Source organism: Pseudoleptotrichia goodfellowii, from assembly GCF_007990505.1.
Lineage (GTDB): Bacteria > Fusobacteriota > Fusobacteriia > Fusobacteriales > Leptotrichiaceae > Pseudoleptotrichia > Pseudoleptotrichia goodfellowii.
Genome location: NZ_AP019822.1, coordinates 1,384,636 through 1,397,989, shown reverse-complemented (window position 1 = coordinate 1,397,989; position 13,354 = coordinate 1,384,636). Strand labels below are relative to the sequence as shown.

Sequence of the window (13,354 nt, the reverse complement as noted above, 5' to 3'; positions counted from 1 at the left end):
AATGTTTATTTATTATTTCTTTCTTTTTACATCAATATTTTTATTGGTTTTGAAATTATTTTTTGCATATAAATATTTCAAAAATATAGAAAATCAACCCAAAAGTTATATTAATGAAGAAAACTACACTGTTATTCAGCCTATTCTTTCGGGAGATTTGAGACTTGAAGAAGATTTGACGGAAAATTTGAAAAACACTGAAAAAATGAGGTTTATATGGCTTATTGATAAAAGTGACAGAGTCGCTCTGGAAACAGCGGAAAAAATTTTGGGAAATAAAGATTTTTTCCAAAGAACAGAAATTTTTCAAATGGACGATGTACCTCAGGAAATAAATCCGAAAATCTTTAAAATAAGTCAGATTATTGAAAAAGTCAAGACAAAATATACGATTATTTTAGACGACGACACTGTTATGGACATTAAAAGAATAAATGAATTTGCTCTTTATGAAAAAAGAAAAGAAGAATGGATAGCAACGGGAATACCTTATAATTACGGTATTAAAGGATTATTTTCAAAATTAATTGCAGCATTTGTAAACGGAAATTCTTTTTTGACTTATTTTCCTATGGCATATTTAAAAGAAAGCAGAACATTGAACGGAATGTTTTACATGGCAAAAACAGAGCTTTTTAGAAAATATAATACTTTTGACGAAATAAAATATGAATTATGCGACGATTTGGCATTGGCAACTTTTTTATCGGAGAAAAAAGTAAAAATTATTCAAACTACTGTTTTTTGTAATGTACGGACTACCGTAAAAAACAGTTTAAACTATATACTTCTTATGAAAAGATGGTTTTTATTTACAAAAATCTATATAAAAAAAGCTTTTTCAATGAAATTTTTTGTATTTATACTTTTGCCGTCTTTATTACCGGGCATAGTGCTTATAATGAGCTTATTTTTAGGGATAAAGTTTATATTTGTTATTTTCGGATATTTTGTATTAAAAGCCTTTATTTTGTACCTTTTCAGATACAGTCTTTTGAAAAAGAAAGAAAATATGAATGTAATTTTATATGAAATAATAAGTGATTTAATCCTGATACCTGTTTTTATATACACTTTAATCACTCCTCCGGTAATAAAATGGAGAAATAAGAAAATCCGTGTTTCCGACGGGAGAATACACTATGAATAATTTTAATGAATATCTTAAAAAGCTGCAATGTCTGGAAAGTGAAAAAACACTTATAAAAAAAGAAAGATCCGTAATATTGTTAAGTGGGAGCAGTAATTATAAAAATGCCGCTTTATCTCAGATTCAGAAAGAGTTTTTAAATATTTTTGAGAAATTCGGATATAATGTTGTAAATTCAAACTTTCCTTATAATGAAGATTTTAAACATAATGATTTTGATGATGTCCATATATTAAAAGCTTCAATATCCAATATAGTTTATTATTGGCATACCTTATATAATATAAATTTTCAAAAAGAAATAAAAAGGCACTTAAGTCCTTTATTTGAATTGGAAAATGCGATTATTGTAACTCAAAGTTCAGGTTTAAATTTATTAAATTGTGTTTTAAAAGATCGAAATATAAAAGAAAAGAATTTTAGAATATTTTGCTTGGGACCTGTCGCACAGGGAAGTGAAAAAATTGAAAAAGCGATAATTTTCAAAGGTAAAAAAGATATGTATACTAAAATTCTCGATAATCATAAATGTGATGTGAGAGTTGACTGCAAACATTTTGATTATTTGAAAAACAAAGAAATAAAGGAGTTTATTTATGACACCCTCCAAAAAGATAAAAGTTGATGTTGTTGCACCGCCTTTCAGCGGACATTTATATCCTTTACTGGAAATGATAATTCCTCTTTTAAATAACAAAAAGTATGACATTCGTGTCTATACAGGAATACAGAAAAAGGAAGTTGCAGAATCACTGGGAATAAGCTGTAAAGTTGTACTGGAAGATTATCCCGATGCTTTTGAAAATATTGCAAATACTCCTGAAAAAACCGATGCGACTATTTTGTATAAACAGTTCAAAAAAAATATGAAAATTATTCCGATAATTATAAAAGAACTGGAAGAGGAATTTAAAAAGAGAGGAACTGATATTGTAATAGCAGACTTTGTAGCAATTCCTGCGGGAATAGCCTGTAATAATCTGAAAATACCGTGGATAACTTCCATGCCTACACCTTTTGCTCTGGAAAGTAAAAGTACCACTCCTTCATATTTAGGGGGCTGGTATCCTAAAAATAATATATTTTATAAAATAAGAGACAGTATAGGCAGATTTGTAATAAGAAGTTTTAAAAGAATAGTTTGTCTTGCAGTGTCAAAAGAATTAAAAACTTTGAATTTTAAACTTTATAATGAAAACGGAGAAGAAAACATATATTCTCCCTACTCGATTCTAGGAGTAGGAATGAAAGAGCTTGAATTTAGAGATGATTTTCCTGAAAGATTTATATGGATAGGTCCCTGTTCGCCCTCTTTTGATAAAAAAGAGTATACTTTTACAGATACATCAAAATTTAAAAAGACTGTATTTTTGTCAAACGGAACTCATGTTTTATGGGCAAAAGAAAGAATGATTAAAATAGCGAAAAATTTGGGGAAATCTTATCCTGATATTTGTTTTATAGTATCTTCGGGAGATTATTCAAAAAAGGATGAAGAAGTAAAAAAAATATCTGAAAATGTATATGTCTATAAATATATAGATTATGAAACGGCATTGCCCCGTGCAGATTATGTTATACATCACGGAGGTGCGGGAATTATGTATAAAGTGATTAAGCATAATAAGCCTTCAGTTATAATTCCCCATGATTATGATCAGTTTGATTATGCAGTTCGGGCAAGAATAGCGGATATAGCTTTTGTTGCAGATTTGAAATCGGAAGATTCCATAAATAAAGCTTTTCAAGATATGCTGAACAGGAAAGAATGGAAAAATCTTGAAAAAATTCATAACAGTTTTAATAATTATCCGTCAGCTGATATTTTGGAAAAGGAAATAGAAAGATTGCTGAAAGGCAGGGAAAATAATAAATGAAAGTTTTAGTAACAGGAGCTACAGGATTTCTGGGGAAATATATTATTGACGAATTAGTCGAAAATAACTATAAAGTCGTAGCTTTCGGAAGAAATGAGAAAATCGGAAAAAGTCTTGAAAATGAGAATGTACGGTTTTTTAAAGGAGATTTTACAGAAAAAGAAGATATAATAAAAGTAATAAATAGTCAGAAAAGTCCGGAATCGAAGATTAATGCAGACTTAAATCACGAAAATCAAACAAAATCAGACTTGAAAGTTTCCCGAAAATACCATACGGAGGAAATTTCAGCAGTTATTCACGCGGGAGGGCTGTCGACTGTATGGGGAAAATGGCAGGATTTTTATAATTCCAATGTCAAAGGAACAGAAAATATCCTTGAAATATGCAGAATATATAAAATAAAAAAACTTATTTTTATATCTTCGCCGAGTATTTATGCGGAACCTAAGGATCAGGTGAATGTCCGTGAAGAAGAAGCACCTGAAGAAAACAATCTGAATTTTTATATAAAAAGTAAAATAATGGCTGAGAAAAAAATAAAAGAATATGCTGACATACCTTCTGTCATAATTCGTCCGAGAGGGCTTTTCGGAGTAGGAGATACGAGTGTTATTCCGAGACTTTTAAAATTGAATAGGGCAAAGGGTATTCCTTTATTTAATGACGGAAAACAGATGGTAGACGTAACATGTGTTGAAAATGCGGCGTTTGCAATAAGATTGGCTTTGGAAAGTGAAAATTCTTCAGGGCAGATCTATAATATAACAAATAACGAACCGATGGCATTTAAAAATATTTTGGAACTTTTTTTCAAAGAATTCGGTGAAAAACCTCATTTTATTAGGAAAAACTATAATACAGTCAAGTTTTTTGTAAATGTTATAGAAAAAATATATCATTTATTCGGTATAACAAAAGAACCTCCTATTACAATGTATACTCTTTATCTTATGAGATACAGTCAGACACTGAATATTCAAAAAGCTGAAAAAGAACTGAATTACAAGCCGAAGCTGACCATAGCCGAAGGAGTAAAAAAATATGTCGAAAACAATCGAAAAAATTGATTATTTTTCATGCGGATATTGTACTAATGATATGCAAAAAATATTTAAAGGGGTATGCAGCGGAAAACGTAATTTTCATGCGGGAGTATTTTTGATAAAACATAAAACAAGAGGATATATATTATACGATACAGGTTACAGCATGAAAATCTTTGAAAATAAGCTGGAATACAAGATATATACAGGATTAAATCCTGTTACTTTAAAAAAAGAGGATATAATAAATGAACAGTTGAAAAAAGAGGGGATCGGAACAGAAAAAATAAATTATATTATTTTATCCCATTTACATCCTGATCATATAGGAGGAGCGGAATTTTTTCCTGATGCTCAAATTATAATTACAGACGAATATTTTCAGGAATATAAAAAGAGTTCTTTCAAATCTCTGATTTTTAAAGAAATACTGCCTGAAAATTTTGAAGAAAGATTGAAAATAATAGAAATTAACTCTCATAATTCGGCTTTTCCTTATATCAAAAGTCATGATTTATTTAATGACGGAAGTTTGTTTTTAAGTCGGATAGATGGTCATGCAAAAGGACAGGGATGTCTTTTTATACCCGAAAAAAACCTGTTTTTAGCTGCCGATGTATGTTGGGGTATAGATTTGTTGGAATTGACTGACAAAATAAAGTTTATACCGAGATTAATTCAAAATAATTTTTCCGAATATAAAAAAGGTGTCGAAATATTGAAAAAACTTATGAAAAATAACATTGACGTAATTGTCAGCCATGATATGCCCGAAAGGATAAGAGGTATTTTAAATGAAAAAGATAGTTAAGACGTTATTGACTTTTATTCAGGTCCGTTGGATAAAAAAGTTTCATTCAAGAAAAGAACTTGAAAAATATCAGAATAAAGAAATAAAAAAACATTTAAATTATTTAAAAAATAAATCTCCTTATTTCAGAAAAAACAATATTAAAGGCGATTTTATAACCGACAAAAAATTTGTGATGGAAAATTTTGATGAGTTAAACACTTTGGGAATAAAAAAAGAAGAGGCAATGAATATCGCATTGGAGAGTGAAAGAACAAGAGATTTCGGGAAAAAATATGAAAAATTTTCTGTAGGTCTGTCTTCAGGAACTTCGGGACATAGAGGGATTTTTGTAACTACTGATAGTGAACAGGCTGTTTGGGCGGGAACAATTCTTGCTAAAATGCTGCCCCGAGGAAAATTATTCGGTCACAGAATTGCATTTTTTCTAAGAGCTGACAATGAACTGTATAAAACAGTAAACTCTTTTATTATCCGTTTGGAATATTTTGACACATTTAAAAGCGTTAATGAGCATATTGATAGATTGAATAAACTGAATCCGACTATTTTAATAGCTCCCGCTTCAATGCTGATTTTATTGGGAGAAAGAAAAAAACACGGAATGTTGAAAATCTGTCCGAAAAAAATAATTTCTGTTGCGGAAATATTGGAGAAAAAAGATGAAGAATTTATTTCGGAATGTTTCGGGAATAAAATAATACACCAGATTTATCAGGCAACAGAAGGATTTCTTGCCTGTACCTGTCCATGCGGATCGCTTCATCTGAATGAAGATATAATAAAATTTGAAAAAGAATATATTGACGAAAAAAGATTTTATCCTATAATAACCGACTTTAAAAGGACCAGTCAGCCTTTTGTAAAATACAGATTAAATGATATTTTAGTTGAAAATAACAAGCCTTGTAAATGCGGATCTGTATTTCAAAGGATAGAAAAAATTGAAGGACGTTCTGATGATATTTTTGAATTTTACAATAAAAAAAATCAAATTGTAACTGCTTTTCCCGATTTTATAAGAAGATGTATGTTATTTTCAGAAGGAATAAGGGAATATCAGGTATTTCAGACTGAATATGACCGCCTTGAAATAGCAGTTCCTGAGATTAATGAAAATCAAAAAGAGCAGATATTAAGAGAATTTGAAAAGCTGTTTGATTCTTTAAATGTAGAAAATATAAGAATAAAATTCGTTGAATACAATACGGATAATAAAATAAAATTGAAAAGAATATGTCAAAAAATGAAAAAAGAAGGTAGAAAATGAGAAAAATAAGAATAAGGGGTTATGGAGTAAGTTTACCTAAAAAAACTGTGAAATTCGGAGAACAGATTCGTTATAGACTGACCGGAGAAGAAAGTCAGTTTAATTTAGCTGTAGATGCCTGTAAAAAGGCATTGGAAAATGCGGACTTATCCATAAATGATGTAGATTGTATTGTTTCGGCAAGTGCCGTAGGAGTACAACCTATACCCTGTACAGCTGCACTTATTCATGAAAGTATTGCTAAAGGAACTGATATTCCTGCATTGGATATTAATACAACTTGTACAAGTTTTATAAGTTCATTGGATATAATGTCTTATATGATAGAAGCGGGAAGATATAAAAGAGTTTTAATTGTTTCGAGCGACTCGGCTTCTATGGGATTGAATCCGAATCAGAAAGAAAGCTACGAATTATTCAGTGACGGTGCGGCAGCAATTATTATAGAAAAAACTGAAGAAAATAAAGGTATCATTTCTGCTGTCCAGAAAACATGGTCAGAGGGAGCTCATTCTACTGAAATTCGTGGAGGACTTGCAAATCTTCATCCTGAAAATTATTCTGAAGAAACAAAAGAAGAATTTATGTTTGATATGAAAGGAAAAATTATTTTATCTCTATCAAAAAAGAAGATACCTGAAATGCTGACAGAGTTTCTAAAAGAAAATAATATAGATATTGCGGATATTGATATGACAGTACCTCATCAGGCAAGCTCTGCAATGCCTTCAGTTATGAAAAAACTGGGTATTTCCGAAGGAAAATATATAAATATCGTTGCCGAATACGGAAATATGGTATCGGCTTCGGTACCGTTTACGTTGTGTTACGGATTGGAAAATGGAATGCTGAAAACGGGAGATACTGTATTGCTTATAGGTACTGCGGCGGGACTGACAACAAATATATTACTTATAAAATTATAAAAAATAATAAATGAGGGTTTTTAACCCTCAAATTTTATAATATAGTCAAAACAGTCAAAAATTCCACAGTTTGTTATATTATCAGAATATATTTTAACTTTTTAAAAGCAGTTTTTTGTAAGTCATATCAATAGCAAAGGCCCCTAAAGGAGCAGTTATCAAAATAGACAACACTGCAACAGTAAGTATGGTATTTCCTGAAGAAAGTCCCATTGCTAAAGGAATAGAACCTATTGCAGCTTGAACAGTGGCTTTCGGACAATAAGCAATCATGCAAAAAATCCGTTCTTTAAATGATAAAGAAGTTCCAAGTAAGCATATAAATACACCGATCATTCTAAAAATCAAAACAAGAAAAATCAGAATAATAGACGGAATTGCTGAAAATAAAGCATATTTTATATTTACAGCAGCACCTACAAGAACGAATAGTATAATCTCTGCTCCGATCCACAGTTTAGAATATTTTACCGAAAGTCTTTTTGAAAGACCGGGTTTCTTCTTTTGAATCGCTATTCCGATACTCATTATTGCGAGTAAGCCTGAAAAACCGATAATTCCTTTTAAAGAATGCTCAAAAGTAACGAGCATAAAAGAAATACATAAAATAATAATAACTTTGACACTGTCACGAATATGCAGTTTTTTAAAAAGATAAACTGCTAAAATGCCGCAAATAAATCCTCCCGATATACCGAATAAAATGGAAGTAGGTATTTTAACAAAATCAAGGAAAGAAAAAGTTCCTTTGGAAGCAAGTCCCGTGAAAGAAGTAAAAAGAACTATGACATAGACATCGTCCACAGAAGCTCCCGCCATAATAAGCTGGGGAATACTTTTGTCAGTACCGTAGTTTTCTTCCATAAGTTTTAACATTTTCGGAACAACAACAGCAGGAGAAACTGCAGCAATGACAGTTCCTAAAATAATCGAATCGAGTAAATTCAATCCTAAAAATTTAGGAGCAAAAAGTATCATTCCCAAAATTTCCAGAGTGGCAGGAACAAAACACATCAAAATTGCAGGACGACCGACTTTCTTCAAATCGTTTATATCGAGATTTAATCCTGCACGTGTAAGTATTATAATTAAAGATATTTGTCTTAAATCGGCAGAAATTGTCAGAATTTTCGGATCAAGCAAGTTCAAAACATAAGGTCCTAAAATTATCCCTGTAAGTAACATTCCTAATAGTTGAGGAAGTTTCAATCTGTTAAAAATACTTCCCAATATGAGTCCCGAAAGAAAAATAAGAGTAAGACTGAATAACATAAAATCTATCCTTTCATAAATAAAAAAAGTGATGTTTTCCGCATTACAAAAATATGCAGAAGTCATCAGCTCAAATAAAGCGGTTTAGGCACTTGCCTCGGGAGACATCATTCCCGTGAAATAATGTTAACATATATAAACGTATTTTTCAAGAGGAAATTTTTTTGAAAAAATGATATACTGTAATAGAAAATCTAAAAAGGAATAAGAGAGAAATGCTTATAAAGTTAGAGATAAACAGAAAAAATATAGAAAAAAACCTTGAAAAAATAAAAAGTATAAATAAAAATATAATCTGTGTGTTAAAAGATAATGCCTATGGACTGGAAATAAAAAATATATTACCGATACTTATAGAAAATGACTGCTTTTATTTTGCAGTTGCATATATCGGAGAAGCACTGGAAATAAAAAAGATTATTCAAAAAAAATATCCTGATAAAGCTGATAAAATAAAAATTATGACATTGAATTATATAGAGGAAAAAGAAATAAAAAAAACTGTAAAAAATGATATTGAATTGACTATTTTCAATTTTGAGCAGTTGGAAAGCTATATTAATGCTTCGGCAAAAGGTAAAAAACTTAAGATTCATATAAAACTTAATACAGGAATGAACAGACTCGGATTTAATGAAAACGAAATTGATAAATTAACGGAAATTTTAAGGGGAAATCCGAATTTAGAAATAATATCCGTTTTTTCTCATATATCTCATGCCGAAAATAAAAAAGAAACAGAAGAACAAATAATAAAATATGATAAAATGATGTCGGTTTTTGATAAAAATTCTATAAAATATAAGTTCAAACATATTCAGGCAAGTCCTTTGCTTTTTAAATATAAGGAAAAGTATAATTATGATTTTGTAAGGACAGGAATGGCAATATACGGAATGGAACCTTTAAAAGAGAAAGTCGGACTTTATAATACGGTAAAATTAAGTTCGAAAATTATAAATATTCGGAAAGTAAAAAAAGGAGAAAGCGTATCTTACGGAAATGGCGAACCTCTTGAAAAAGACGGAAAAATAGCGATAATTCCTGTAGGATATGCACACGGGCTGCAAAAACAAATAGAAAATAAAAATGCCTATGTCCTTATAAAAGGAAAAAGGTCATATATTTTAGGGGAAATCTGTATGGATATGATTATAACCGATATTACAGATATTGAAGATGCTGTAATAGGTAGTGAAGCTGTTATTATAGGAAAACAGGGGAGTGAAGAAATTTCATTATCCAAAATGGCTGAATGGACGGGAACAATTCAGGATGATGTGCTGACGAAATGGGAAAGAAAAATCAAAAGAAGTGTTGCAAATTTGCCTAAAAATTGATACAATACAGTTGTCATTTAAAAAATGGTATTACATATTTTAAAATTTAATTGCAGGAAAACAGTACCAGTAATTAAAGAAAACATTAATAAGAAGGTAATAAACATCATGTTTATAAATATTTATCAAGGAGGAAATTTTTAATGGAAAAAAAATTGTTCAAGTCAAAATCTGACAAAAAATTAATGGGAGTATGCGGAGGATTAGGAAAATATTTTGATAAAGATTCTAATCTTGTAAGAATAATAGCTGTAGTTTTAGGTCTTTTTACAGGGGGAGCTGCTTTAGTTGCTTACTTAATAGCAGGATTTGTATTGCCTGAAGGTGAATAAAACTTTAAAATATACCTTGAAGTGAGAAAATGCGATAGGATAAAACCTGTCGTTTTTTAATATCTATGAAATATTTCTCATTTATGATAAAATAAATTATAAAAATTGAAATTTAAAGAGGCAGGATAAAATGAATAAAAGAGAGAAAAAATTTTATGAAAGATTTAAGTCGGAAAATATCGATTCGGAACAAATTAATAAAGCTAAAAATATGGCTTCACATTTAGGAAAAGTATCATCAAAGTTTTTATTACTTATAAAAATGCTGAATTCGGATTTAAAAGGGGAATTTAAAATTCCTGTAATTGATAAACTGAAAATAATAGGAGCGATAGTTTATGTAATAACTCCTACAGATGCGATTCCGGATATTTTGCCGATATTGGGCTTCGGAGATGATATAGCAGTCGTAACTTATGTGCTGACAAAGCTGAATAAAATTATTTCCGAATATGAAGAATTTGAAAATAAAAAAACTCAGGATAAGAAAAAATCCGATGGACCGGATTTTGAAAATATGAGAGTAGTAAATGAAGATGATTAGAAAATTATTTTAGAGATTGAAAATTTACCGGTAAATACTTGGAAAACAGGGATTGGGGAAAAATAGAAAGTCTTTAGATTATAAGAAAGGAAAAATCAAGTGAAAAAAGAAATGTTTCTGAAACAGTTTCCTAAAGATTTGGAGTATGAAGTGAGTAAGCTGTATAATTCTTTTGAAATTGCGAAAGAATACAGTGTGCCGGCTTATACGGAAGAATTTTATACGCCGAATATTTGGAAGAAACTTACAGAAAAAATCGAAAATATAAAAATAGAAGCAAACGGAATATTTGAAAACAGCGACAGAAGACAAATAGCTTTTATTCCTGAAGGATTTTATGGGAAAAACAGTTCAGGCATTGAAGAGATATATTCGGATGCCGATGGGGATAACAAAAATTCTGCTGAATTTCCGTCTAAACTTTTAAAAATAAAAATAAATTCAAGATTCAGAGAATACGGGCATAAAAACTTTTTGGGAAGCTTAACGGGACTTAATATAAAAAGAGAACTTATGGGAGATTTGATATTTGATAAAGGAACAGCTTATGTTCCTGTTTCCGATAAAATTTCCGATTATATTTTGACCGAATTGAAACAGATAGGGCGTGATAAGTGCAGTGTGGAAGAAGTGGACATAAAAAATCGTGAGATTATACCTGAATATAAATATGATGACAAGTTTATAACTGTTCCTTCCAAAAGGCTCGACAGTATTGTGGCGGCAATTACGTTGTTGCCCAGAAATAAAGTAATAGAGCCTATTGAAAAGGGAAAAGTTTTAGTGGATTATTATGAGGAAAAGGATAAGTCCAAAATTATTGAAACTGGAAGTCTTATAACAATAAGAGGTTACGGGAAATATAAACTTTTTTCGGAACACGGCGAAACAAAAAAAGGAAAAGAAAGACTGCTCATAAAAAAATATATATAGGAAAGGAAAAGAAAATGGCGGAAAAAGAGATAAAAAAAGAATACAAATGGAATTTAAGAGATATTTATAAAAGTTACAAGGAGTGGGAAAAAGATTTCGGAAAAGTTCAGAAATTAAAAGATGAACTTCTTATGTACAAAGGAAAATTTTCAGATGAGAAAAAGTTATCGGAATTTCTCAAAAAACAGGAAGAACTGGATAAAATAGCGTACAAATTATACGCATATCCCCAATTGGCAAGGGATTTGAATTCGTCTGACAAAGAAGCAACGGAAAACTTGCAGAAAATACAGTTTCTTTTTTCTGAAATAACTACGGAATTGTCTTGGGTTAATCCTGAACTTATAGAAAACAGAAAAAAGATAGAAAAATATATAAAAAAAGAAGAATTTTCCGACTATAAATTCGGACTGGAAAACTTGTTCAGATTGCAAAAACATGTTTTAAATGAAAGAGAGAGTAAACTTTTATCTTATTTCGGCTCGTTTTTCTCAACTCCGAGAACGGTGTATACCGAAGTTACAGTAACAGATGTAGAATGGCCTGTAGTTAAATTGAGTACAGGAGAAAAAGCCGAAGCGACACCTGCAAATTATACCAAAGTTTTAACTAAAAACAGAAATCAGAAAGACAGAAAACTGATATTTGACAGTTATTACGGAGTATATAAGAGAAAAGAAAATACAATAGCCGCAATATACAACTCGATTTTACAGAAAGATATAGCTAAAATGAAAGCATATGAATATGATTCGTTTTTGTTAAGTTTTCTTGAAGGGAACAACATTCCCGAAGAAGTTTATATGAACCTTATAAATACCGCTAAAGAAAATACAAAACCTCTAAAAAGATATTTGAAACTCAGAAAGAAAATATTGGGCTTAAAAAAATATCATAATTATGACGGTTTGGTAAATCTTATAGAATTTAATAAAGAATATGAATATGACGATGCAAAAGATATAGTTTTGAAATCTGTGGCTCCTTTGGGAAAAGACTATGTTAAAAAAATGAAAAAAGCTGTAAGTGAAGGTTGGCTTGACGTATTTGAAGCAAAAGGCAAACGTTCGGGAGCTTATTCAGCGGGAATATACGGTGTTCACCCTTATATGCTTTTGAACTATAACAATACTTTGGATAGCGTATTCACCTTGGCACACGAATTGGGACATACTTTACATACATTGTATTCTGACGAAAATCAGCCTTTTTCAATGTCCGATTATACAATATTTGTAGCTGAAGTGGCTTCTACTTTCAATGAAAGACTTTTACTTGATTATATGCTTGAAAATACTGATGATCCTAAAGAGAGAATAGCATTACTGGAACAGGAAATAAGAAATATAACAGGAACTTTCTATTTTCAGGCACTGTTAGCCGAATATGAATATCAGGCTCATTCCCTTGTTGAAAAAGGAGAACCTGTTACAGCCGATATTTTAAGTAAAATTATAGAAAAACTTTTTGACGAATATTACGGAAAAGAAATGGAAAAAGATGAATTAATCTATGCATTATGGGCAAGAGTGCCTCATTTCTTTAATTCTCCTTTTTATGTTTATCAATATGCTACATGTTTTGCATCATCGGCAATATTATATGATAAAATAATAAATGAGAAAGATAAAAAGAAAAAAGAAGAAGCACTTAAAAAATATATAGAGTTACTGTCTTCAGGCGGAAATGATTTTCCTATGGAACAGCTTAAAAAAGCGGGAGCCGATTTATCAAAAAAAGAAACAGTAAAAGCTGTGTCCGAACAGTTTGATTTGCTTTTGGATAAATTGGAAAAAGAAATAGAAAAGATGGATTTAAAATAAAATTTTCAGTTTATTTTAAGTTTTGTATGG

13 protein-coding genes and 1 riboswitch are annotated in these 13,354 nt (G+C 30.3%); of the genes, 12 read left to right on the top strand and 1 reads right to left on the bottom strand.

Translation table 11 applies throughout. The annotated features are described in order from the left end of the window. Position 1: 1 nt before the first annotated feature. Genes FVE72_RS06860 through FVE72_RS06830 form a run of 7 tightly spaced genes read left to right on the top strand, consistent with a single transcriptional unit; the run spans position 2 to position 7,080 of the window. The gene (locus FVE72_RS06860; RefSeq protein WP_026737773.1) at positions 2–1,150 is read left to right on the top strand and encodes a glycosyltransferase; all 1,149 of its coding nucleotides are present in this window, start codon (positions 2–4) and stop codon (positions 1,148–1,150) included. After that, complete coding sequence (locus tag FVE72_RS06855; RefSeq protein WP_026737772.1) at positions 1,143–1,775, top strand: hypothetical protein; 633 nt, start codon at positions 1,143–1,145, stop codon at positions 1,773–1,775. The genes FVE72_RS06860 and FVE72_RS06855 overlap by 8 nt, the downstream gene beginning before the upstream one ends. Continuing rightward, positions 1,747–3,027, top strand: coding sequence for a glycosyltransferase (locus FVE72_RS06850; protein ID WP_026737771.1), 1,281 nt, complete (start codon positions 1,747–1,749; stop codon positions 3,025–3,027). The genes FVE72_RS06855 and FVE72_RS06850 overlap by 29 nt, the downstream gene beginning before the upstream one ends. Then, positions 3,024–4,097: an NAD-dependent epimerase/dehydratase family protein gene (locus tag FVE72_RS06845; RefSeq protein WP_026737770.1), complete on the top strand. Its 1,074-nt coding sequence runs from the start codon at positions 3,024–3,026 to the stop codon at positions 4,095–4,097. Before FVE72_RS06850 ends, FVE72_RS06845 begins: the two co-directional genes overlap by 4 nt. Beyond that, positions 4,072–4,884, top strand: a complete 813-nt coding sequence (locus FVE72_RS06840) for an MBL fold metallo-hydrolase (protein WP_026737769.1) — start codon at positions 4,072–4,074, stop codon at positions 4,882–4,884. The genes FVE72_RS06845 and FVE72_RS06840 overlap by 26 nt, the downstream gene beginning before the upstream one ends. Further along, positions 4,868–6,154: a F390 synthetase-related protein gene (locus FVE72_RS06835; RefSeq protein ID WP_146966493.1), complete on the top strand. Its 1,287-nt coding sequence runs from the start codon at positions 4,868–4,870 to the stop codon at positions 6,152–6,154. The genes FVE72_RS06840 and FVE72_RS06835 overlap by 17 nt, the downstream gene beginning before the upstream one ends. Further along, complete coding sequence (locus FVE72_RS06830; protein ID WP_026737768.1) at positions 6,151–7,080, top strand: 3-oxoacyl-[acyl-carrier-protein] synthase III C-terminal domain-containing protein; 930 nt, start codon at positions 6,151–6,153, stop codon at positions 7,078–7,080. The genes FVE72_RS06835 and FVE72_RS06830 overlap by 4 nt, the downstream gene beginning before the upstream one ends. Positions 7,081–7,173: 93 nt before the next feature. On the opposite strand, the gene FVE72_RS06825 is transcribed toward FVE72_RS06830, so the two are convergent. Next, a complete protein-coding gene (locus tag FVE72_RS06825) occupies positions 7,174–8,352 on the bottom strand; it encodes a cation:proton antiporter (RefSeq protein ID WP_026737767.1) in 1,179 nt (392 codons plus the stop codon). A 49-nt stretch (positions 8,353–8,401) separates the two neighbouring features. Continuing rightward, positions 8,402–8,476, bottom strand: a riboswitch (Fluoride riboswitch). Positions 8,477–8,567: 91 nt separating this feature from the next. Between FVE72_RS06825 and alr the strand changes: the two genes are divergently transcribed. The 5 genes from alr (at position 8,568) to pepF (ending at position 13,324) form a co-directional block, all read left to right on the top strand. Continuing rightward, a complete protein-coding gene (gene alr, locus FVE72_RS06820) occupies positions 8,568–9,692 on the top strand; it encodes an alanine racemase (RefSeq protein ID WP_006806812.1) in 1,125 nt (374 codons plus the stop codon). A 143-nt stretch (positions 9,693–9,835) separates the two neighbouring features. Next, the gene (locus FVE72_RS06815) at positions 9,836–10,024 is read left to right on the top strand and encodes a PspC domain-containing protein (protein WP_026737766.1); all 189 of its coding nucleotides are present in this window, start codon (positions 9,836–9,838) and stop codon (positions 10,022–10,024) included. Between the two features lie 130 nt (positions 10,025–10,154). Then, complete coding sequence (locus FVE72_RS06810; protein WP_026737765.1) at positions 10,155–10,568, top strand: YkvA family protein; 414 nt, start codon at positions 10,155–10,157, stop codon at positions 10,566–10,568. A gap of 99 nt (positions 10,569–10,667) precedes the next feature. Next, positions 10,668–11,501, top strand: a complete 834-nt coding sequence (locus FVE72_RS06805) for a YlmH family RNA-binding protein (RefSeq protein ID WP_026737764.1) — start codon at positions 10,668–10,670, stop codon at positions 11,499–11,501. Between the two features lie 14 nt (positions 11,502–11,515). After that, positions 11,516–13,324 carry an oligoendopeptidase F gene (pepF, locus tag FVE72_RS06800; protein WP_036056125.1) on the top strand — a complete coding sequence of 603 codons (1,809 nt, stop codon included), beginning with the start codon at positions 11,516–11,518 and terminating at the stop codon, positions 13,322–13,324. The last annotated feature ends 30 nt before the right edge of the window (positions 13,325–13,354 follow it).

Excerpts from the sequence above, each read along its gene's own strand:
- FVE72_RS06860 (WP_026737773.1), top strand. The coding sequence starts at position 2 with ATGTTTATTTATTATTTCTTTCTTTTTACATCAATATTTTTATTGGTT.
- FVE72_RS06855 (WP_026737772.1), top strand. The coding sequence starts at position 1,143 with ATGAATAATTTTAATGAATATCTTAAAAAGCTGCAATGTCTGGAAAGT.
- FVE72_RS06850 (WP_026737771.1), top strand. The coding sequence starts at position 1,747 with ATGACACCCTCCAAAAAGATAAAAGTTGATGTTGTTGCACCGCCTTTC.
- FVE72_RS06845 (WP_026737770.1), top strand. The coding sequence starts at position 3,024 with ATGAAAGTTTTAGTAACAGGAGCTACAGGATTTCTGGGGAAATATATT.
- FVE72_RS06840 (WP_026737769.1), top strand. The coding sequence starts at position 4,072 with ATGTCGAAAACAATCGAAAAAATTGATTATTTTTCATGCGGATATTGT.
- FVE72_RS06835 (WP_146966493.1), top strand. The coding sequence starts at position 4,868 with ATGAAAAAGATAGTTAAGACGTTATTGACTTTTATTCAGGTCCGTTGG.
- FVE72_RS06830 (WP_026737768.1), top strand. The coding sequence starts at position 6,151 with ATGAGAAAAATAAGAATAAGGGGTTATGGAGTAAGTTTACCTAAAAAA.
- FVE72_RS06825 (WP_026737767.1), bottom strand. The coding sequence starts at position 8,352 with ATGTTATTCAGTCTTACTCTTATTTTTCTTTCGGGACTCATATTGGGA.
- alr (WP_006806812.1), top strand. The coding sequence starts at position 8,568 with ATGCTTATAAAGTTAGAGATAAACAGAAAAAATATAGAAAAAAACCTT.
- FVE72_RS06815 (WP_026737766.1), top strand. The coding sequence starts at position 9,836 with ATGGAAAAAAAATTGTTCAAGTCAAAATCTGACAAAAAATTAATGGGA.
- FVE72_RS06810 (WP_026737765.1), top strand. The coding sequence starts at position 10,155 with ATGAATAAAAGAGAGAAAAAATTTTATGAAAGATTTAAGTCGGAAAAT.
- pepF (WP_036056125.1), top strand. The coding sequence starts at position 11,516 with ATGGCGGAAAAAGAGATAAAAAAAGAATACAAATGGAATTTAAGAGAT.